Source organism: Paenibacillus sp. WG02, from assembly GCF_055396115.1.
Genome location: NZ_AP036016.1, coordinates 4,933,122 through 4,955,698, shown reverse-complemented (window position 1 = coordinate 4,955,698; position 22,577 = coordinate 4,933,122). Strand labels below are relative to the sequence as shown.

Here is a 22,577-nt window from a genome sequence, read left to right as displayed (position 1 = left end):
CGCATCCGGGGACTACCGCAGCTATAAAAATGAATAGTAATAAAGAGGCCCTAGTAAATAAATGGGGCTTTTTTATTTTGTGTGAGACGTTTATAATAGGGGAACAATCGTTCTATGCGGAGTGGTGAAAATATGATAAGAAAAAAATCCCTAGCGGATTTAATACAAGGATTAAAAAGTAATGAAAATATTGTTAACTGGCACGAAGTTGAACCGCAAGAAGCAAAGACCCATTCAATGCCTGAAAGCGTAGACCTAAGAATAAAGGCCGCATTAGCTCAAAGAGGAATTGAGCAGTTATATACTCACCAGCACACAGCTTATGAAACTGTACGTAAAGGTGAAAATATTGTTGCTGTTACACCAACTGCTTCGGGTAAAACACTTTGTTATAACCTTCCTGTATTACAGGCAGTAGCCGAAGATGACGGAAGCCGCGCGCTATATTTATTCCCAACGAAAGCTCTGGCGCAAGACCAAAAAAGCGAATTAAACGAAATCATTGCTGAAATGGGCATTGATATAAAAAGCTTCACTTATGACGGTGATACTTCCCCGGCAATTAGGCAGCTTGTAAGAACTGTAGGGCATATTGTAATTACTAACCCAGATATGTTACATGCAGCAATCCTTCCTCATCATACGAAATGGGTAAGTTTATTTAGTAATCTTAAATACATAGTCATTGACGAACTACATACGTACAGGGGTGTTTTCGGCAGCCATGTAGCGAATGTTATACGTAGATTACAACGAATCTGCAAATTTTATGGCAGCAATCCCCTTTTCATTTGCACTTCTGCGACGATAGCAAATCCAAAGGAACTAGCAGAACAGCTTACAGGAAAGCCTATGCGGCTAATTGACGATAACGGCGCCCCGAGGGGAAGGAAGCATTTTGTTTTTTATAACCCGCCAATTGTTAATAAGGCGTTAAACATTCGGAAGAGTGCAACAGTAGAAGTAAACCATTTAGCCAGGGAATTCTTAGCAAATAAAGTACAGACTATAGTTTTTGCTCGAAGCCGGGTACGAGTAGAGATAATTTTAAGCCACATACAAGAACTGGTTAAGAATGAATTAGGGGCAAAATCTATAAGGGGTTACAGGGGAGGCTACTTACCAAGTCAACGTAGGGAAATTGAAAGAGGGTTAAGGAACGGGGAAATTTTAGGAGTAGTAAGCACGAACGCTTTAGAATTGGGAGTTGACATAGGTCAGCTGCAAGTCTGCATTATGAGTGGCTACCCTGGAAGTGTAGCAAGTACATGGCAGCAAGCAGGCCGGGCTGGTAGAAGGCATGGAGAAGCCCTGGTACTTATGGTAGCCAGCAATACACCCATAGACCAATACATTGTCCAAAATCCTGAATATTTTTTCGACCGATCTCCGGAATCAGCAAGAATTAACCCTGAAAATTTAATTATTCTTGTCGATCATTTACGCTGCGCTGCTTATGAACTTCCAATGAAGAAGGGGGAAGAGTTCGGCCCTTTAGAGATAACTGACATTCTGGAATATCTGGTAGAAGAAAGGGTACTGCACCAAGCGGGGGATTCTTTTTTTTGGGCGAATCAGTCTTTCCCAGCAAGCGAAGTAAGTCTGCGTTCGGCAGCGCAAGAAAATGTAGTAATAATCGACCAGTCGGACGTAGCGAATGTAAAAATTATTGGGGAAATGGACAGATTTAGCGCTATGACCCTGTTACATGACGAAGCTATTTATCTTCATGAAGGGGTACAGTTTCAAGTAGAGAAGCTGGACTGGGAACATAAAAAGGCCTACGTACGGGAAGTAGATGTAGAATATTACACGGACGCAAACCTAGCAGTAAAGCTTATCGTATTAGAAGTTGACCGAACGGAAAACAGGCGAACTACGTCGCTTAATTATGGAGATGTTCGAGTAAACGCCATGCCAACGCTTTTTAAAAAAATCCGTTTAAGCAGTTTTGAAAATATCGGATACGGCCAAATTAACCTTCCCGAAGAAGAACTGCATACCAGCGCGACCTGGATAGAGTTAAAAGAGGTTGACCCGACATTAGGGGTGAAAACGCTGGAACAATTGCTTTTAGGAATTTCCAATGTCCTAAGGCATATAGTACCCATTCATGTAATGTGCGACCGAAGCGATATACACGTAGTTTCACAAATAAGGGCCGAACATACGCAGTTTCCTACGATTTTCATATATGACCATTACCCCGGCGGTATTGGACTTGCCGAAGACGTTTATAGGCGTTTTGACGATATAAAAGCTGCCGCAAGACATTTAATTCGAAAATGTCCCTGTGAAGATGGCTGCCCTTCATGTATTGGTACGGAAATTGAGGGACTTCACGCAAAACAAAAAAGCATAGAATTGTTGGGGGTAATATGAAAATACGTGGTTCTGTACCCTGCTGCATTAAAATACGCTTGAGAACGCACGAGAACATAAACCGGCTCGAAGGCGGTGCACGATGAGCGGGCTCCGTGAGAAGCTGGGCCGCCTGCGGGGACCTGCTGCGGCTCAAATAGCACCGCCGTCCCTGCCTGTGGCAGACGGCGAGTGGGCGCAGCTTGGCGCCCATGTAGAAACGAGCCCGGCGGGCTCGTTCGTCATGCGGCGCCGTGTGTACGGCGCGGACAGCGTGCACGGCAAGTATCGGCTGCGTGAGCTGGCCGATGTTGCACAGCAGCTGTCCTGCTTTCACGACCGTGACGCCGTCGTCCGGCTGGAAGAGCTGCTCTTCTTCGACACCGAAACGACCGGACTCGGCGTCGGTGCAGGCAACGTGCCGTTCATGGTCGGCATCGGCTTTTATATGGGTGAGCTGTTCACGGTAGAACAGCTGTTGATTCGCAACCCAGCGGAAGAGCATGCTATGCTTGTTTATTTGCAAGAACTGCTCGACCGCTTCACGCATATTATTTCCTACAATGGCCGAACGTTTGATTGGCCTATTCTAAAGAATCGGTATGTGCTTAATCGACTCCAATTGGACGATGCGAAGCTGCTTCAGATTGATCTTCTTTACCCCTCGCGAAGCCTGTGGCGAAACACGCTGCCATCTTGCCGATTGAGTAAAGTTGAAGAGAACCGCCTAGGTTTTGAGCGAGTAGATGATGTGCCAGGATCTATGGCACCTGCTTTATATTTTCAATATTTGGCGGAGAAAAATCTATCCGTACTTGAAGGTGTTTTCGTTCATAATGAGCATGATATTGTTACTTTAGCTGCACTTGCCATACATTTCGGCAAACTAGTGAGTGGAGAAAGTGAACTTGATCCCGATCTCGAATTGGAAGAGATGTTCCGAACAGGTTTATGGCTAGACAAAATGGGACGTTCTGCAATTGCTGAGAATTACTTCGATATATTGTATGCTAGGTTATTGAATGATCTGGAGTCATCTAATCCAGCAGATCAAGAATCAGCCATTCTTCTATTAGCTGCCTTTTACAAGAAGAATGGTGAATATCTTCGAGCAGTTGAACTGTGGAAGCGCTGGATTGTTATTAAAAACGCGAGCATTGCGCTCCATTTAGAGCCTTATTTAGAGCTAGCGATGTATTACGAGCATCGAGAGAAGAACTTTGCTCAGGCGATATTTTACGCTGAGGAGGCTTGGGCGAAGCTCTGGCGCCGTCGTTCGCTTCATCGTGGAGATAAAAGGCAAAACGAGGTCGAGGAAGCACTGGAGAAACGACTCCATCGATTGAAAGGTAAGTTGAGGAAAACCGAAAGTCACTCGTTTGAAATGACATCTCCTGCTGTGAAGAGTAATAACACATCAAAAGCGAAAACCAAGACACGCAAAGTAAAGCCGATTTACGTTAGCGAAGGGTTAATTTAATGGGGAAAGAAATATTAGATAAGAGCTTCAAAAGGCTGCTAAATGTCATTTTTCATCAAAAATTCAGGAAATAGAAGCCCCTAAAGGCTTCTATTTTAAACATTTTCAACAATTTTGATAGCATTCCATTGTTATAGAAGTCCCTAAAGACTGCTATGCATTTAGACTTAATAGTGGACACAACGAATTGGGGAGTTAGATAATAGATCTATCCAAATTACGAGGTGTCCAAGATGAGTGAATCCCGCCAACGTTACAATCAAAAGTTTAAAGAGGAAACGGTAAAGTACATTCAACAACATAGTAAATCGATCACGGAAATTGCAAACGAACTGAACATTCCAGCGAAGACTTTGAGCAGATGGGTGAGTAAATATCGCCAATTTCCAGATGAGCCCTTCGTGGGCAGTGGGAATCTGCGCAGCCACGATCAGATCGTGAAAGACTTGGAGCAGCGAAACAAAGACCTAGAGGAAGAGCTAGCCATCTTAAAAAAGGCGCTGCACATCTTCAGCAAAGACCCGAAGTGAGATTCAAGTTCATTGATGACCACCGTTCTACATTTCGAGTTGAGAAGATGTGCAGCGTACTAGGTGTATCCAGGAGCGGTTACTATAAATGGCGATTGACAGCCCCAAGTGAGCGGAAAAAGCGCCGAGAAGCGTTGGCTAAAGAGGTCGAATTTGAGTACTTGGATTCAGATCGGAATTACGGGAGTCCGAAGATCACAGAGGAACTGAGAAAGAAAGGTTTCAAAGTCGCTGTCAAAACGGTTGGACGCATCATGAAAGAGAAGGGATTACGCTCACAAGCTGTAGCGAAATTCAGCGTACAAACAACGGATTCAAATCATAGCCACCCTATTGCGCCTAATTGGCTGAATCAGCATTTTGATGTGTGTACAAGACCGAATCAAGTATGGGTTACCGACATTACGTACATCCACACGCGTCAAGGAAACCTTTATTTAGCAAGCGTTCTTGACTTGTTTACCCGCAAAATTGTCGGCTGGCAGCTCGGCAATCGCATGACTGTGGAACTGACGCTAGATGCCTTAAACCAGGCATACGAAGCCAAACGACCGCCTAAGGGCCTTATTCATCATTCAGACCGCGGATCGCAGTATGCGTCCAGTGAATACCGTAAACAGCTGAAAAAATACCATATGATTCGTAGCATGAGCCGAAAAGGTAACTGCTACGATAATGCTTGTATAGAGGCTTTCCACAGCATCCTCAAGCGGGAATTGGTGTACAGGTATAAATTTCAAAGCCGCCAAGAAGCACACCAGCGAATCTACTGGTACATTGAGTTTTTCTACAACCGGAAGCGTACGCACAGCAAGCTCGGCTATTTGTCCCCAGTCAAGTTTGAAATGCAGTATTACAAGCAAGCTAAACTAATTTCTTAACCTTTTTTTGTGTCCACTCTATTGACTCAAGTACACTATTACTCATTTTAATACCAATATGTTTGAAATAAGAGTCTCTAGGGGCTCTTATTTTTGGATTTCAAGACAAAGGGACAATCTGCGTTTTGTAAAAAGAGAATCAGAGGTGTAACTAAGTCACAAAGAAGCACTAAGAACTAACCAGAACCATCCTATGTCAATGTAAGGTAATCTTGTTTACTTTCCCACTCATTTGGATATACAAGGAAGAAAACGGCAAGGAGAGAGTGCCATGCCCGAACTTCCAGAGATGGAAACGTATCGACAGCAGTTGACGCGATTGATTCAAGGTGCGCCAATCACAGGGGCGGAAGTTACGCGTCCGAAATCATTAAATGTCGAGCCGGAAACTTTTATTCATAAGCTGACCGGGAACCGCATTGTACGGATAGATCGCAGAGCTAAACATCTGCTATTTCACTTGGTAACAGGTGAAGTTTTATTATTGCATTTAATGCTCGGTGGTTGGATGTTCTATGGCACGGAGGATGAGAAGCCGGATCGGACAACGCAAGTTGTGATCCATTTTGGCACGAAGCACTTATATTTCATCGGATTGCGGTTAGGATATTTACATATGCATACACTGCCTGAAGTTGATCTGCTTCTAGGCAAGCTTGGGCCTGAGCCGCTGGATTCCGGCTTTACTTTTACACAATTCCAACGAGTGTTGAAAAGTAAGAATAGCAACTTAAAAGTAGCATTTGTCGACCAATCGTTTCTCTCAGGGATTGGGAACTGTTATTCCGATGAGATATGCTTTAATGCGGGCATTCTCCCTACTCGTAAACTGTCCTCACTGACAGAAGAAGAGCAAAATCGCTTATTTCAAGCCATGCGCTCGGTACTTCTCGAAGCTACTCAATTCGGTGGATATATTGACGAGCCTTTGTTTGTTGGAGACCGTTTAACGGGGCAATTCGATGCGAAGTGTCGTGTATATGATCGAGAAGGGGAGCCATGTTTGCGCTGCGGACATCCACTAATCAAGACAGAAGTTTCAAGTCGCAAATGCTTCTACTGTGCTAATTGTCAAGCGTGAAAGGGCTGATTCATGATGTTTATTGGCGCTCATGTTAGTACGCGTGGCGGCTATTTAGGTGCGGCCAAAACCGCTCTGTCTTTAGGGGCAAATGCCTTTCAATACTTTCCCATGAATCCGCGCAGTCTTTCTACGAAATTAGTTAATCAAAGAGATACAAACGCATGCGCGCAATTTTGCCAAGAACATGGCATTTTATCAATTGGGCACGCTCCGTATCCCTTGAACCCAGCGGCTGAAGTTGGTGAACGCGAGCAAATGGTAAAGCTTTTGAGGAATGGTTTAGAAATTACGGATGCCTGCGGTTCAGTGGGATTAGTGGTGCACTTTGGAAAATATATTGGAAAAGACCCGTTACAAGGCTATAAAAATATAATACAATGTTTGAATAGTGCTACTCAGGGATATGAGGGGTCTTCTTTGATTTTGCTTGAGAATCAAGCTGGAGAAGGTGCTCAGCTAGGGCTAACCATGGAAGAAATGGTTCAAGTACGTAAACTCAGTGAAGCACCAGAGCAGATTGGATTTTGCTTAGATACGTGTCATGCATTTGCAAGTGGTTTATGGCAGGGGCATAATTGGTTAGAGTTTGAGACCAAGGGTAAACAGCTTGACTATCTTCCGCATCTGAAGGCTGTTCATTTGAATGACTCCGTCCATCCTTATAGTTCCCGCCGAGACCGCCATGCGAATATTGGTGCTGGTTATATTGGCCTTGAGAATTTACAGAAGATGCTAGCCTCATCTTTTTTGAAGCAAATTCCAATCGTTCTTGAAACGGGTTCTGGCAGTGACGGTACGCATGCTCAGGAAATTGCACTGGTGAAATCTTTGGTTACTAGTACTTGATTCATTAAATCTTTGGTTACTTAATTCATTCCATCATGAACAGGAAAGGAAATCCGATCATGATTCATGTATACTTAGATGACTTACGCCCATGTCCTCAAGGATTTACTTTAGCCAAAGATGTCAAAGAATGCATTTTACTGCTCCAGGAGTTTGATGTTGATATTTTGTCGTTAGATCATGATTTGGGATGGTCTACGATGGAGACTGGCATGGATGTTGTCATTTGGTTGACTCAACAGCGCAAATTTCCCAAAACGATTTATATTCATACTTCCAGTCCCTCGGCATGTACGGCTATGTATCAAACGCTTTACACGGCCAAACCCGAAGGGATGAGTCTATACCCTCACCGAATTCCTGACGATCTGCTCTTGCAGATTGCACAAGGGACTTATAAGAGTGAGCCATAGTCAGAAAGGAATCGACCGCAAATGATCCATTTATCCGCTATTCATTTTATTAGAGGAGAACGTCATATTTTACAGGATGTGAATGTACACATTCAGCCAGGTGAACACTGGGTATTGTTAGGCCGCAATGGTTCAGGAAAGACAACATTGCTCGAAATGATGAATGGATACGAGTTCCCGAGCCGGGAACGGTAGACGTGCTTGGTAACCGATATGGCCAATGTGATGTGAGGGAAGTTCGCAAGAAAATCGGCTATATTTCACAGTCTTTATTCGAAAAATTGAACCTAATTGACCCCGTTCTCGAGGTTGTCGCGACGGGTGAGTATGCCTATCTACGGTTTTATCAGGAAATTCCGCAAGAGGTGAAAGATCGTGCTCTAGTCATGTTGGAGCGTGTTCGTATTCCTCATTTGGCTCATCAGCCTTTAGGTAGCCTTTCGCAAGGAGAACGAAAAAAGGTCATGCTTGCCAGATCACTGATGATGAAGCCTTCCATTCTCATTATGGACGAACCTGCGGCTGGTCTAGATTTATACGAGAGAGAACGTTTTCTAACAGATGTCAACGACCTTAGCAAGCAAAACATTACGGTTGTATACGTAACGCATCATATCGAAGAAATAATCCCTTTATTTACGCATGTTGCTATTATTGAACAAGGTGAAATCATTGCTGCAGGGCGCAAAGAAGAGGTACTGACTCCGGAAAATATTCATCAAGCTTTTGGGATCGATATCACGTTAGAATGGTTCCAAGAACGACCATGGATTAAGGTTATTGAATCAAGATAGTAGATTACATAAAGGATGCGGCTATGACACACTTAACGACATACATTGGTACTTCGAATCACGGTTTCGCTCAATATGCACAGGACGAAATTCGTAAATTATTTCCCTTAACTAAGTTTACTTTGTTAGTGCCGACAGAGGTGTTTATATTCGAAGTGCCTGAGGGTACAGAAGATATGATCACAACGCTTAAAGAGCAGGAGCCTATGTTTATTAGGCATGTCCAGCCTGTAAGTCAAGACTGGGACCTAAGCCGAACGGATGCGGATGTCGAACACCTCAAGGCGTGGCTAAGAGAAGCTATTTCTACAGGGCTTATTAGTTCAGGCGATAAAATAGCTACCCAAGTGCGCAAAGAAGAGCGGGCGGATGTACCTTATGCGCCTTTCACCATTAAGGCAGTTTTAGATGAAATATTGGTTTCGGAGATTCAGGCTGAACCGGTCGTTCGGTATGCGGATCAAATCATTTCTGTGTATATAAGCGCCAAGAAGCTATTCGTGGGGCTATCCAAGCCTGCCGACAACTTGTCTGATTGGTCAGGCGGTGCGATCCGATTCATGAAGGAAGAGGATCAAATTTCACGTGCGAAATTCAAACTTTTGGAAGCGGAACAGCGATTCGGTATTGATTTCAGTGTTGCTCGTACGGCACTAGATATTGGTGCGGCCCCTGGTGGATGGACATCGTTGCTTTTGGAGCGTGGCTTACGTGTTACGGCTATTGACCCTGCATCCATGAGTCCTAGACTTCAAGGCAACCCACTACTCACGATCCTTAAGAAAAATGCAGGCGATGTGAAGCTGCGGGAAAATGAGTTTGATTTGCTCGTCTGTGATATGAGCTGGGACCCACGTCAAATGGGTCGTTTAGTCGCTGATTTACTCTATTCCTTACAAAGCGGAGGAACTGCAATCATTACGGTCAAACTCATGCATAAAAAACCGTTCCAAACGGTTCGTGATGTTTTGAAGATTTTGGAGCCAACTCTCTTCCTGCTTAAAGCCAAACAATTGTTTCACAATCGGGAAGAATTGACACTTTATTTGCAAAAGACGTAGTATGTGGAAAAAAATGTAGATTTTTAAAGAAGGCCCTCTTATAATCAAGGTAAATCTTACCTGATAAGGGGGTCATTTATTTATTGATGAACAAACAAAGCTGGATTGGAACATGTATAGGGGGAAGATATCGAATTGAAGCTTTGCTAGGTCAAGGTGGAATGAGTCACGTTTACTTAGCAGTGGATTTGAAACTGAAAGGGAAGAAATGGGCAGTGAAAGAATGTTTACCTTTTGAAGCTGATGATATGACGTTCTTCCTGGAAGAAGCGGAAATGCTCGCTAGGCTCCAGCACCCTCAACTGCCGCAATTAGTTGACTATTTTACAACCGAGGATGGAAAAGGGTTCTTGGTCGTGGATTATATTCAAGGGCCAACATTGCAGGACCTATTCGAAGATAAGGGTCGCGAGTTACCTGTTGCGAAAATTGTTCACATGGCCTTTCAGCTATGCGATTTGCTACACTACTTGCACACGTTTCAGCCTCGTCCGATTATTTACCGCGATCTCAAGCCTTCCAATGTGATGTTGAATGAGCAGAACCAAGTGCGATTAATCGATTTTGGTGTTGCCAGACATTTCAAACACGGTAAACAATCCGATACCATGCAAATGGGTACGATTGGCTTTGCGGCTCCGGAGCAATTCTTGGGCTTACAAACCGACGCGCGCACGGACTTATTTACACTCGGTTCCATGCTGTATTACTTATTATCAGGCGGCCAGTATGCGTATATCACCCAAAAACCGTTGGAACAAATTCGTCCAGATTTACCGGAAGCTTTAACCTCCACCGTACGATTACTTCTGCAAGAACATCCGCAAAACCGCTGTCAATCCGCCATGGAAGTTAAAATGAGACTTCGTTCCATCTATTCCGAACCAACTGCGGCCCCAGAAGTTCTAAATCTGCACACCCCATTCGTCGCTTCAACACCTGATAAATTAATTGTTATTGGCGGTTTATTTGCTGGTGTAGGTGCGACATTCCTGGCGATTACATTGGCGAGAATTCTTCATTCTATGCAGATTCCGAACGCGCTTGTTGAGCAGCCAACAATTGAACCTGATTTGTACATGCTCCTTTACGGCGATAGTAAGGCACCTAAGGATTACACATTCGTGTCGGATCTTATTAGTGACCAAATGTCAGCAGCGATTTCAACATGGACCAACGGTTCTACGACATGGGTACCCCTTCATCCGGAGGGGTTTCAAAATGCATGGCATCCTGCTGATTCTTTCAAACTTCTTCATACGATAAAAAAACCGATCGTCATTTGGGATGTATCCACGCATTGGGAGGATCCTTCCGTTCAAGAGCTTTGTCATAGTGCGGATGAGATCATTGTTGTCATAGACCCTTCTCCAGGTAAATGTAATCGACCAAGTTCACGAGCACATTTTAAGGGTTTTGATAGGTATAAGCAGCGTGGTAAAAAGGTGCATTATGTGGCAAACGGCACTATGCCGGGACATTTCCGAAATGAATGGTTAGATTCGCTTCCGGCGGCACCATTGTGTACACTGCCTGAAATTCCGCGTGCTGAAGTCATGCGTGCTGTTTGGAAAGGGGAATGTATTCAAGATCAGACCGAGATTTTGGAAAAGCTGAAAGATGCACTAACCCCTTTGCTTAGAGAAATTTTGCCAGCTGATACGGTTAACAGAAACAGTCTGAAGGGGAGCAAATCTTTCTTCTCACGATTCAAAAAGCTTAGTTAGCCCCTTAATAATTTTGTAAATCAATACTCAAGTTATAACCAAACGGCTTTAATTGTGTTATGATGAGTCATATTTCATTTTGATGCAGATATAGGGGGTCATACATATGGAACAACGATTTGCTAGAGAATCCAGATGCTTCAAGACGTCACGAATTTTTCCGACCGATGTAAATAATCACAACACGCTCTTTGGTGGAAAGCTAATGTCCTATATTGATGACATTGCCTCGATTGCGGCACATAAACATTGCCGGAGGTCTGTTGTGACAGCCTCAACAGATTCCGTTGACTTTTTGTCGCCCATACATACGTCAGACTCGGTTTGCTTGGAGTCATTCGTGACATGGACAGGCAAAAGCTCGATGGAGGTTTTCGTCAAAGTCGTAACCGAAGATTTGAAAACAGGGTCTAGAAAAATTGCCGCAACCTCTTTCCTGACATTCGTTGCACTCGATGACAACAAAGTTCCAGTCGAAGTCCCAGATGTGGTTCCAGAAACGGAAGAAGAGAAGAAGCTGCATGAATCGGCGCCACACCGTGCAGAAATGAGACGAATTCGAAGAGTTGAAAGTAAGAAGTTAGCAAGCTTTTTCACGATGAAATACCCTTGGGAATAAAAGGGATTGATTTCCTGTTAAAATGTGGTACAATTTGGATAAATTAAATCGGACAAGCGGAAGCACCGCTGATCGTGGAGATCTTATCTCCTCAATCGGCGCGTGCTTTTTTGTTTTCTCCGAATCGCGAAGGAGGCTGATGCATGAAGGTTGAGACGACCATTCGCATTGCCATTGTGCTCACCGTTATTAGCTTAGTTTTAATCGCCAGTGGCGTATATGCCATGGTTTCATGACTTAAAAAAAGGAGGTAGGAATGAGTAAAATTCAACTGTATGTCTTAGATGACGACTTCCTTTACGCGGAGAGACTTGCTGCGTTCATTCGGTCTTCTGAGTTCGCTGAGAGAATCCAGGTGAAGCTTTTTTCGAAACTAGAGTTGGTCATAGATTTCTTTGAGAATCAGCAATTAGAAGGTGTTTTATTACTATCCGAGGCGTACTTTCCCCTATTGATGAATCGAAGTACATCCTTATGCAAAATGATTTTGAGTGAAACAATTGCAAATTCCAAAGAAGCGGAGACAAAGATTCCGTTCTTATATCGCTTTCAATCGCTGAATCAATTAATATCGCGCCTACTTGCTTTTTATACGGAAAAGCATCGATTTGATGCGGTTCCTGGGACGAAAAGAACTAAAGTTCTATCTGTTTATAGCAGCAGCGGGAATAGTGGGAAAACGATGACAGCCATTCATTTGGCGAAGCAGTTGTCTTTTCGTGGAGACCAAGTTTTTTATCTTAGTTTGGAGTTGGTCAGTTCAGCCTCTCAGTGGTTACAGGGTGATTTAGGCCGATTTTCACAGCTTTTATATTATATGAAAAGATCACCTGACTTACTAGGACCTAAGCTGCAGCTGCTAAAATCCCACGATTCAAGGCTGCGTCTCGATTATCTGACTCCCAAAGATCAGATCAGGGAAATGCAAGAAATGAGCGGCGAGCATGTTCGTCTTCTTATTGAATCATTGATCTCGTTGAACGAGTATGATTACATCATTGTTGATTTAGAAGCCTCTGTGCATCCGAGAATTGTAAAAAGTTTGGATGTCAGTGATCATATCATGTGGATTGTGCGGGACGATTTGAATGATTTGTTTAAAACAGAGGCACTAACGAAACAAATGGGATCCTTGCAGAATGTACATTTTGTTATCAATAAATTTACAGGCAAGCAAACGAATGATTTCTCAGGTTTAGGCAAGGACATCACGTATAAGCTTCCGTATATTCCCGAGTGGAAAGTTTTAAGCACCCCAGAGCAGATCTGGCAATCTGGCTTATTTTCAGAACAGACGTATGAGATGTTCACAGCTATCCATTTGGGAAAAGGTCATTCTTCTTCGGTTAGGGAAGGGGCGGCTGCTTCATGAATCATGACTTGTTTCTTATCTTGAAGCAGCAGATTAAGGAGAGGATTGATCTTTCCAGCACGGTCAGCGATGTCAAATTAATTGAATTAATTGAGGAGTCCGTTTTCAGCGCAGCAGGAGAATACGGCTGGACCTCAACTGAGATGCAAGCTTTAGTAAAGCGAATATTCGATTCATTTCGAGGCTTGGATATCCTTCAACCGCTGATCGATGATCCATCTGTCACAGAGATTATGGTTAATGGACATGAGTGCATTTTTTTCGAAAGGAAGGGCGCCGTTGAACGTTATCCATATCCTTTGGAAAGTGCAGAGAAACTAGAGGATCTCATTCAGATGATTGTTTCTAAAGTCAACCGGATTGTGAATCAAGCAACGCCAATTGTCGATGCGCGTCTACCCGATGGGTCAAGGGTCAACATTGTACTTCCACCTGCTTCCTTGAGCGGGCCGACCTTGACGATTCGAAAGTTTCCGGAAAAGCCCCTGCAAATGGCGGATCTGATTGGTATGGGAAGTATTTCAGAGGAGGCAGCAGAAATCCTGCAAGTGATGGTTGAATCAGGTTTTAACGTTTTTATTGGAGGCGGTACAGGGTCAGGGAAGACGACATTTCTAAATGCTCTAAGTGCCTGGATTCCGCCGCATGAGCGCGTTATTACGATTGAAGATTCTGCTGAGCTTCAGATACAAACTGTACCTAACTTGGTGCGAATGGAAACCAGAAATGCCAATACGGAAGGGAAAGGAGAGATCACGATTCGAGACCTTATTCGTTCTTCGCTGCGCATGCGTCCCAATCGAATTATTGTTGGGGAGGTCCGTGGTGCAGAGGCATTAGATATGCTATCTGCGATGAATACTGGTCATGACGGTTCTCTCAGCACAGGGCATGCGAACACATCCGTGGACATGCTAAGCCGACTTGAGACGATGGTGCTTAGTGGAGCCCCGCTTCCAGTAGACGTCATTCGTAAGCAAATTGCTTCTGCATTAGATGTAATGATTCATGTGAGTAGAATTCGTGATCGTACTCGAAGAGTGACAGAAATTCATGAGGTGCTAGGTGTGAAGGATGGTGAAGTTCAACTACATCCCCTTTTCCTATTTGATGAAAAAGGGGAAACGATGGATCGCAAGGTTATTGGAGAGCTTGTCTATACTGGAAATCGACTGCACAACATACACAAAATTCGAATGGCAGGCAAGAAGCTGCCAGAGTGGTTTGCACACTTCGAAGTAGAGAGTGATGCAGGATGAAGCTTATGCTGCTTCTCCTCATGTGTGGTGCTTTCAGCTGGTTTTTTCTTTTGTATTTGGAACGAAGAAAAAGATCATCTAAGAGAACAGAATCTCGGCCCATCCAGCAACCTTCTACAATTAACCAGTTAATTGACTATAACCATTATCAGCTAACCTCCAAGGAAAAAGTAAGTGCTTTCCTGATGCTTGCCTTGCCAACTTTCGTTGTAGGTTATATTTTCTACAAAAGTTTCGTTCTAGCTGCAGTATTGGCTGCGGTAGGCTTCACATTTCCTCGTATACGCAAGCAGCAATTAATTCAATTACGTAAAAACAAACTGTATGTACAGTTTAAACAAGCACTAAGCTGCCTATCCTCCTCCATGACGGTTGGAAAGTCAATTGAAACCGCGTTTAGAGAGGCATTAGAAGATCTTAAAATGCTGTATCCTGATCCGGCATGCTTGATTGTCATTGAATTTAGTATTATTTGTCGAAAAGTAGAGAACGGTGAGCCCATTGAAGCTGCTCTGAAAAACTTAGCGGATCGCTGTCATCTAGAAGATGTAAGAAGCTTCACTGACGTTTTCTTAACTTGTAAGCGGACGGGGGGCAATTTGGTGGAGGTCATGAAACGAACGGCTACGGTGATTGGCGAAAAGCTTGAAATATCACAGGATATCTCCGTGATGATCGCACAGAAACGTTTTGAATCTAGAGTGCTGCTCTTTGCTCCGATCGTCATTGTTGCCGTGCTTGCGTTCTCATCACCGGAGTACATGGTTCCTCTTTACACAGGCAGCGGCGTCATTATCATGTCAGTAAGCTTGCTGCTGCTTGGTGCTTGCTACATACTCACTCAAAAAATAATGAATATCAAGGTGTAGCATGTGGATCACGATTTTGTTTATTTCCCAGATTGCCGTTTGTATCCTGTTATTCCTATTGGGGCGCATGCAATATGCTGAGATTATAAAAGCTCACCCATATCCGTTTCAGATGAAACTGCTGCTACCTTATAGCTATTTGCTCGTCGACAAGCTCCATTTGATGGAAAAATGGCCCGATTTTACAGCTAAAGTACATCACAAATTAATTACATTGCATGGGAGAAGCTTCGCTGCGCATGGCAGTAAATGGTTTCTAGCTGAGCTTATATCGGCTTCGACTTTATGCTTTATAATTCTAACGCTTCTAGCCGTTCTGGCTGATGGAGATAGTTCTCTGTTTGGATTTGGTTTGCTAGCCGCAGCCCTTGTTCCCTTGATCATGGTGCGTGATTTGGATGCGAAAATCCGCAAGAAACAGCAGTTGATGATTCTTGAATTGCCAGAAATACTAAGTACAATTGTGCTGCTCGTAAACGCAGGAGAGACTGTAAATCGGGCATGGATACGCTGTGTGGAAGCCCGACCGCATAAAGCACAAACACCGCTCTATAAAGAACTGGCACAAGCCGTTCATGAGCTGGAGATGAATGTATCCTTTGCAAAAGTAATGGAGGATTTCAGCAAACGCTGCGCACTTCATGAAGTGTCATTGTTCACATCTACTCTTCTTTTGAACTATAAACGAGGCGGTAGCGATTTTGTAATTGCGCTTCATGCACTTTCGTTGGATCTTTGGCAAAGAAGGAAAGCAGTGTCACGAACATTAGGTGAAGAAGCATCGTCAAAACTTGTATTTCCTATGGTGCTCATTTTCGTTGTCGTGATGGTCATCGTTGCGGCCCCAGCTTTACTAATGATGAAACAATAATGGAGGTATGTAAGGATGAAAACGGCGATAAATTGGTTGAAACAGTTTTGGGAAGATGAAGAAGGATTAGGCACTTTAGAGATTTTATTAATCGTTGCTGTACTTGTCGCTATAGCCATCATTTTCAGAAAGTGGATCGTCTCATGGTTCCAGAAGCTAATTGGTGATGCCAATTCTGATTTGAAAGACAACAGCGCGGTTGTTCCTTGTGCGCCTAGTCCAACAACGAGCTGTGCGCCATAGGCGTTTACGTAGTCTCCGTGTTAATGAGGACGGAAGCTTTACGTTAGAAGCTTCTCTTGTATTTCCGCTGATTCTATTTTGTACGGTTACGCTGCTTTTTGTGGGCATGTATGCGTATCAGAACGTATTTGTTCAGCAGCTTGCGAGAACTACGGCTGAGCGTCTTGCCTTTACTTGGAATAACAGTCACAAAGATCTGGTGACAGGAAACTTTAACCCTAGTGAAACAGATGGTCTTTATTGGAGACTTACACGCGATGGTGTGTCAGATTTATTCGGAATGCTGAGTGGGAGTGGCACAACAGAAGTCGTGATTCCCTCAGGCAGTACAAGTGGTCACGTGGAGAGTAAACTTGCCAATTCCTCCGCTTTGCTACCACAGGGTGTGACGGGAACTGCTAAATACGCCAACTATCTGTTTGACCATCAGGTTGAGGTGAAGTTGAAAAAGTCATTTCTTATGCCGGCGCAGCTGAAGAGATGGTTGGGTTCTGAGCAAACAACCGGCAAGGCTGTTTCACATGTTGTGGAGTCGGTTGAACTTATTCGATTAACAGATATTACACGTACATATTTCAAAGCGATTAAAGGACGAATTTCCCCTCAGAAGGCGAGAGATGCACTTGTAGAACCTATTCAAGGTAACATGTCTGGACCAAGTGTGACGATAAAATCTGAGCGTCAAGCCGCGGCATACTTGAAATCATTGGTGGGGGGTACAGAAGTCATTTTGAAGACAACATCAGGAAAAAGCAGAACAATTGATGCACTGGATGCTCGAGGTATTGGTCATCAAGCTTTTTACAATATGACGGAATTTCAGCTTCGCACTGAACAGCTGCCTAAGGATTTAGAGCTCCTTGATGAAAGGGAGCAAGTGAAAGGCATCGTGTGGCACTTTTTCAAAAAGGATGCCAGCGGCAAAGGAATGCCTTCTAATTCATTTCGTAAGGAGCTGGAGCGCAAAGGCATTGTGGTTGTCATCCATAATTAGAAAGGGGGGAGTTTTTGAGGGAATTTGTTCGTTCAGAGAGAGGTGCTGTGTCTGTCTATCTGATTCTCATTATTGTGCCGATTTTCTTATTTCAAGCCGTCCTCATTGATTTCGCAAGAATGAAACTGGCCGAAAAAGAGACGGAAACTGCAGTCAAAGCGGCAACCCGATCGGTTATGTCATCATACGATAAAGAGCTGCAAGCGATGGGACTTTATGGTCTTGGTATTTCGCAGGATAAAACGGATGCGTTATTCCGCAAGGTTTTTGCAAGTAATTTGTCAAGTCAAGTATCGGCTGGCGCATTCCATTATGTGGATACAAGACCCGTAGAGAACGGCATGCGTGTTACTCCGGTGTACACTTTAGCCAGTCATGTGATTTTTGAGCGGCAGGTGCTGGAGGATATGAAGATCAAGGCACCCATCGAGTTTACACTTGAGATTACCGATAAGTTCCGGAAAAGCGGGACTAAAGCCCCTTTCCACCTTGGGTCTCAGTTTTCGAAAGAAGCGGCAGAGATTGAAAAGCTCATGGATCAAAGAGAAAGCGCGCTAGATGAAGCATGGCAGAGCAGCGAAGAGTTGATTGAAAAAATATCGAAAAATCATGCTTATTATCAAAAACGCATTAAAGAATTAGACGAATTAGCTGCCCAAATCGGCATTCATACAGTAGATGAAGTGAGAAACGAAATCGAGAATGTGAAAAATCAGCTGCGATCGATTCAAGATTCCATAAGGGATCTGGATATGTCAATAGCAGCACTAAGTCAAGCTGGACCTGGCGGTGTGGCTGGCATTCAAGCACTCGCAGCGTCAAAACAACTACTAGCTTCTCAGGCACAGGTCTTCGCTCAAAAGTTAAATGAGCTAGAAGCTTTGCTACAGCTGATCATTAAATACGCTGCACTCTTAGCTGCTACGAAACTGGAGGTTCAGGCCAAAGGAAGTGAAATTGGGCAATTTCAGCAAACAATAGAACCAGTTCTACGGTTAGCAAAACAGCGAAATGACGAGATTCGTACGAAGTTAAGTGAGATAAATCAAAGTTCGGTTAGTGGAACTCAAGGTAGAACCTCTGGTGTCTATGAAGTGTTTCAAAATGTTCCTATTATGGGTGATGAATATTTCTATAGGTATCAGACAGCTATAGCTAGCATTACTTCGTTATTCACTGCATTCCAAGAAGTTATTAATTCCGTATATCTATACACATCTGAAAATACTAGCAAAGCAAACCTAGCGAATAATGCATATTTTTCTGAATCTAGCGAATTTCATAAGCAGCAAAGTGGTTTGGAAAAAACAAGAATGGACAAAAATGAGGCAACGTCTGCGAATAAGCGTCAGCATAAAAACAAGATACAAGCCATTTTGGATCAAGCGAAGCAGTCAATCGGTTCTTGCAGCTTGCTGAGTTCTATGAGTACTGACAATGAACTATACAACCGCATTCAGGGGGATGCAGGACAAACAGCAGGTGAGAAAGGATTGTACCAAAAGTACAGAGAAGCTAATGCTCAAGATACAACGATTGGCGGCGAGATTGCTTATGATTTAGAGAAACCAGAACCTGTTAGCTTCAAAGCGATGGGGATGCTTGAGGCGTTTAATAACGCGGCAGAATCGATGAGAAATGAGCTTTATGTGAATGAATTTGCCCTAACGAAGTTTAATTACCGAACATATGGATTGGAAAAAGACCCTGCGGGTCAACCCAAATTGTCCAATGAACTGGTGAATCCAGGGTCGCATAAGTTGGCAAATCAAGAGGTGGAGTATTTGTTATATGGATTTTCTTCCTGCGGGGCTAATATTTCATCCGCTTATGCGGAAATGTTTGCATTCCGTATGGCGATCCGCACAGTCGAAGCACTACTTGATCCGAAAAAAGAGCTGCTCGGTATAGGCTCACCCTTACTCGTGTTCTTGGCTGCTGCTGCAGAAGGCGCGATGGAAGCATTTCAAGATATGAATAAATTAACAAAAGGTGAATCTGTAGAGTTATCTGCCAAAATCACTACATCAGCTTTAAGTTTGACGTATAAGGACTATTTACGTATTTTTCTACTTTTACACAGTAATAATTCGAAACTTATGGCTAGAATGCAGGCACTTATCGAACTGGAAACAGGGAAAGACTTGGTCGAAGAAACGACGTATATACAGGGAAACGGAACAAGCGAAGTAAGGTTGTGGTTTATTCCGCAAATCATGAAGCTGCTAGATGGAACTGGTTTGCTGGGGTGTAAAGTGCAAGGGAATCGGTGCCGATTCAGCAGTACTTCAGCTGTTGCTTATTGAAGAAAAAAGGGGAGGGCTGTTTATGCTTCGAAAGTTTCACCATGAGCAAAAAGGCGGCATGGTGTTAGAGGCTTCTTTGGTACTGCCCTTCTTTTTAGCTTTTGTAATGGGTCTGATCATTTGTATTCAGATTGCTGTATTAGAAATGGAACTGCAGGCCGGGGTGTCGGAGGCAACAAAGTCGGTTGCTGCTCAATTATACCCTGTCCGGCTTCTTGTCCAAGAAGGCAAATCGAAATTCGATCAGAGCCATATTGGTGAAATGATGGGTTCCGTGGTAGATCGTATACAAACAGCTCGAGATCTAGTGAAAAACACCGAGAATCTGGCTGATGAATACGCTGCTTACATTCCGAATACACTCCTTGAGCTTGTTAAATTGGAAAAGGAGAAGCGTGAGCTAGGTGAGGGGAAGGCTCAAGAAGAACTGGATGAGCTTTACGAGAGTCAACTCAAGCCGCGCATTCATGCGGTTTTCACACCTATCGTTTATGCTTTTTGCAATCAAACAATCATGAAAAAAGAGAAATTCAAGGTCACTTCTGTGACTCTCCCGAGTATGGAAAGCGGTGGCGATGCCTTTTTTGGTATTGAAGCTCAAATTACGTACAAGCTTCCGCTGCCGTTTATAAGTCACACGATAATCTTAAAGAAGAAGGCTGTGGAGCGGGCATGGGTAGGCGCCTAAGAGCCTTAAGAAACGGTTAGGAGGGGACCTTTTTCCTTTGAATCATTTGATCTTATTTATTCTTATTGCCGTTGCATTTGTAATTGATGCACGTAATTCACTAATCCCAAACAAGGTTACTATCTGTGGAACAATGCTTGGCATTGTATTCCATGCATTTAATGAAGGTTGGAGCGGTGTGATTTTTGCTGGAATTGGTGCTATTACTGGGTTTACGGCACTTCTTTTGCTTTATTTTTTCGGCGCTCTTGGTGCAGGTGATGTGAAGCTTTTTGCTGCAATTGGGGCGATCATGGGATTTACATTCGTCGTTCAATCGATGCTTTTTGCCATCATTTGTGCAGGCGTTATCGGACTTATCTTGCTCTTTATCCGTAAACAGATGATAAATACAGGTCATAAACTTGCCACGTGGCTAGTCTCTATTGTTGTTATTCAAGATATGGGTAGTCTTCTAGGAATGAAGCATCAAAAAAACATGAAATTTCCGTTTATGTATGCGGTTGTACCAGGCGTTGCATTGACTTGGTATTATTCGTTTTTATGAGAGAGGTGAATCCATGACGCAAGAAGTATTTGGACTTCGTTATGAATTTGTATATCGACATGGTCATTACATGGTGTTGTATAAGGAAGATGGTTTGGATTCGAAGACTCTCTCGACTTTGCAGGTCAAGATGCTTGAAGCCAATGATGTACCGAACCTTCTACCGCTAGAAATACAAGAAGTGGATTTCCGCATAAGTTTACTATATAACTTGTCGTCTAAACGCATGCTGGCCCATGTTCTGAAGGTGGAAGGGTTGTCTAAACAGCATTTTGCAAAGCTCATGTATGCGATTGTCTGTGCACTAGGAGAAAGTAAAAATTACATGCTTTTTGAATCAGGATATGTTTTGAAAGATAATTTCATCTTTATTGGCAGTGATTGGTCGGATGTATATCTAACATATGTGCCGCTTGAACCAATAAATGATGAAGATTCCGTCTTCCTATCGCTGGCGTCATTGATGAAACAACTCTCACAGAAATTGAATGATGATGAGAGGAGCAAAGTGATTTTATGGATGGAGTCATTGTCGCGGAATCAGAGCTTGCAAGGATATAAGGAGAATCTTCTAGCGCTAATGGACGAACAAACACTCGTTCAAGATGCTTATCTGATATCAAGTCATGAGGATGATGAACAAGACACATTAACACCTTCTAACATGCAAATGTCTCCTGTAAAAGAAAATGAGCTGCCCAAGCCACTTTGGAAGCGGGAAGAAGGTCAGCAGCAAATTCGCAAAAACATCTCAATAGAGGAGCTGCAGCAGTCCCATACTGCTCCGAAAATAAATGATGGAAAAGGAAATCAGTTATCGTTTGTAGTTGTATCTTCGCGGTCACGAAGGATAGTCCTTGCCGTTGTTATTCTGCTAACAGCGTTTCTTTGGCAGAATTATTTGACTTACCCTTCCACAGGTAATCTGCAAATAACAGCAGGAAGCTCGATTTTACTCATGAATGTTTGGTTTGTTATTCAATTTTTAGGATTACCACGCATTCAACGATACATAAAAGAAAGCAACGGGGTAAACCTGCCATTCTTGCCGATTTCAGAAAAGCAGCGAGAGCTAAACCTCGTAACACCAACACCTGAACCGATAAATATTCAAAATTATTATGAAAATTTACATATGCATACGACCTTGCTCACTAACAAAAAGCCAAACTCTACAGTTTTCCTTGGCAGGCATATGAATCAACCATCGGTAGCTAAGCTTGAATGGCAGTCTGAAGGCACGATTAAATCTGTTCCTCTGAATAATGATCATTTTACGATGGGCAGAGGCGATGCCAGCTTGAAGGTCGATTATGTTTTGGAAGAAGCGGGAGCTTCCAGATTACATGCTGAAATAATTAAGAATGATGAGGGCTATATGATTAAAGATACAGGTTCAACGAATGGGACCTATTTAAACGGTGAAGTATTAGTTACTTATCAGCCCTATCCATTAAAAGATGGAGATGAGATTCGAATTGTGCGGCAGGAGATTAAATTTCGATTGTGAAAGAGTTAAATCTTAAACACGATCTTTGGCTATAACTGCGACGTCCCAAGTGGGACGTTTTTTTGCATAGTTTTGTATAAAAGCCAATGAATACGCTTCCCAGAGGAATTTACCTATTCCTG

General features: G+C 43.2%; 19 protein-coding genes and 2 pseudogenes. All 21 read left to right on the top strand.

Going from position 1 to position 22,577, the window contains the following annotated elements; genetic code table 11:
* Positions 1 to 135: 135 nt before the first annotated feature.
* A complete protein-coding gene (locus tag ACBP55_RS22555) occupies positions 136 to 2,382 on the top strand; it encodes a DEAD/DEAH box helicase (protein ID WP_464653380.1) in 2,247 nt (748 codons plus the stop codon).
* An 82-nt stretch (positions 2,383 to 2,464) separates the two neighbouring features.
* Positions 2,465 to 3,841 carry a ribonuclease H-like domain-containing protein gene (locus ACBP55_RS22550; RefSeq protein WP_464645113.1) on the top strand — a complete coding sequence of 459 codons (1,377 nt, stop codon included), beginning with the start codon at positions 2,465 to 2,467 and terminating at the stop codon, positions 3,839 to 3,841.
* A 233-nt stretch (positions 3,842 to 4,074) separates the two neighbouring features.
* The gene (locus tag ACBP55_RS22545) at positions 4,075 to 4,371 is read left to right on the top strand and encodes a transposase (protein ID WP_464644117.1); all 297 of its coding nucleotides are present in this window, start codon (positions 4,075 to 4,077) and stop codon (positions 4,369 to 4,371) included.
* Positions 4,329 to 5,252: pseudogene (locus ACBP55_RS22540) on the top strand (IS3 family transposase); the annotation flags it as partial. The gene ACBP55_RS22545 and the pseudogene ACBP55_RS22540, both read left to right, overlap by 43 nt.
* Positions 5,253 to 5,523: 271 nt before the next feature.
* Positions 5,524 to 6,333, top strand: coding sequence for an Fpg/Nei family DNA glycosylase (locus ACBP55_RS22535; protein ID WP_464645112.1), 810 nt, complete (start codon positions 5,524 to 5,526; stop codon positions 6,331 to 6,333).
* A 15-nt stretch (positions 6,334 to 6,348) separates the two neighbouring features.
* Positions 6,349 to 7,182, top strand: a complete 834-nt coding sequence (locus tag ACBP55_RS22530) for a deoxyribonuclease IV (RefSeq protein WP_464653379.1) — start codon at positions 6,349 to 6,351, stop codon at positions 7,180 to 7,182.
* 59 nt (positions 7,183 to 7,241) lie between these two features.
* Positions 7,242 to 7,595: a cyclic-phosphate processing receiver domain-containing protein gene (locus ACBP55_RS22525; RefSeq protein ID WP_464645110.1), complete on the top strand. Its 354-nt coding sequence runs from the start codon at positions 7,242 to 7,244 to the stop codon at positions 7,593 to 7,595.
* A 21-nt stretch (positions 7,596 to 7,616) separates the two neighbouring features.
* Positions 7,617 to 8,389, top strand: a pseudogene (locus tag ACBP55_RS22520) (ABC transporter ATP-binding protein).
* A gap of 23 nt (positions 8,390 to 8,412) precedes the next feature.
* Complete coding sequence (locus ACBP55_RS22515) at positions 8,413 to 9,450, top strand: SAM-dependent methyltransferase (RefSeq protein ID WP_464645108.1); 1,038 nt, start codon at positions 8,413 to 8,415, stop codon at positions 9,448 to 9,450.
* A gap of 86 nt (positions 9,451 to 9,536) precedes the next feature.
* Complete coding sequence (locus ACBP55_RS22510; protein WP_464653378.1) at positions 9,537 to 11,177, top strand: serine/threonine protein kinase; 1,641 nt, start codon at positions 9,537 to 9,539, stop codon at positions 11,175 to 11,177.
* A gap of 106 nt (positions 11,178 to 11,283) precedes the next feature.
* Entirely contained in the window at positions 11,284 to 11,796 is a 513-nt protein-coding gene (locus tag ACBP55_RS22505) for an acyl-CoA thioesterase (RefSeq protein WP_029195955.1), read from the top strand.
* Between the two features lie 256 nt (positions 11,797 to 12,052).
* Complete coding sequence (locus tag ACBP55_RS22500; protein WP_464645106.1) at positions 12,053 to 13,168, top strand: nucleotide-binding protein; 1,116 nt, start codon at positions 12,053 to 12,055, stop codon at positions 13,166 to 13,168.
* On the top strand, positions 13,165 to 14,427 hold the full coding sequence (locus ACBP55_RS22495; protein ID WP_464645104.1) for a CpaF family protein: 1,263 nt from the start codon (positions 13,165 to 13,167) through the stop codon (positions 14,425 to 14,427). Before ACBP55_RS22500 ends, ACBP55_RS22495 begins: the two co-directional genes overlap by 4 nt.
* The gene (locus ACBP55_RS22490) at positions 14,424 to 15,296 is read left to right on the top strand and encodes a type II secretion system F family protein (RefSeq protein ID WP_464645103.1); all 873 of its coding nucleotides are present in this window, start codon (positions 14,424 to 14,426) and stop codon (positions 15,294 to 15,296) included. Before ACBP55_RS22495 ends, ACBP55_RS22490 begins: the two co-directional genes overlap by 4 nt.
* Position 15,297: 1 nt before the next feature.
* A complete protein-coding gene (locus tag ACBP55_RS22485; protein WP_464645102.1) occupies positions 15,298 to 16,167 on the top strand; it encodes a type II secretion system F family protein in 870 nt (289 codons plus the stop codon).
* 15 nt (positions 16,168 to 16,182) lie between these two features.
* A complete protein-coding gene (locus tag ACBP55_RS22480) occupies positions 16,183 to 16,410 on the top strand; it encodes a Flp1 family type IVb pilin (RefSeq protein ID WP_464645101.1) in 228 nt (75 codons plus the stop codon).
* Complete coding sequence (locus ACBP55_RS22475; RefSeq protein ID WP_464645099.1) at positions 16,400 to 17,404, top strand: TadE/TadG family type IV pilus assembly protein; 1,005 nt, start codon at positions 16,400 to 16,402, stop codon at positions 17,402 to 17,404. Before ACBP55_RS22480 ends, ACBP55_RS22475 begins: the two co-directional genes overlap by 11 nt.
* 14 nt (positions 17,405 to 17,418) lie before the next feature.
* A complete protein-coding gene (locus ACBP55_RS22470) occupies positions 17,419 to 19,710 on the top strand; it encodes a hypothetical protein (RefSeq protein ID WP_464645097.1) in 2,292 nt (763 codons plus the stop codon).
* 22 nt (positions 19,711 to 19,732) lie between these two features.
* Positions 19,733 to 20,398 (top strand): TadE/TadG family type IV pilus assembly protein, encoded by a 666-nt coding sequence (locus ACBP55_RS22465; RefSeq protein WP_464645096.1) that lies wholly within the window; start codon positions 19,733 to 19,735, stop codon positions 20,396 to 20,398.
* Positions 20,399 to 20,435: 37 nt separating this feature from the next.
* Positions 20,436 to 20,945, top strand: a complete 510-nt coding sequence (locus ACBP55_RS22460; RefSeq protein WP_464645094.1) for an A24 family peptidase — start codon at positions 20,436 to 20,438, stop codon at positions 20,943 to 20,945.
* A 13-nt stretch (positions 20,946 to 20,958) separates the two neighbouring features.
* Positions 20,959 to 22,455: a DUF6382 domain-containing protein gene (locus tag ACBP55_RS22455; RefSeq protein WP_464645093.1), complete on the top strand. Its 1,497-nt coding sequence runs from the start codon at positions 20,959 to 20,961 to the stop codon at positions 22,453 to 22,455.
* Positions 22,456 to 22,577 lie beyond the last annotated feature (122 nt).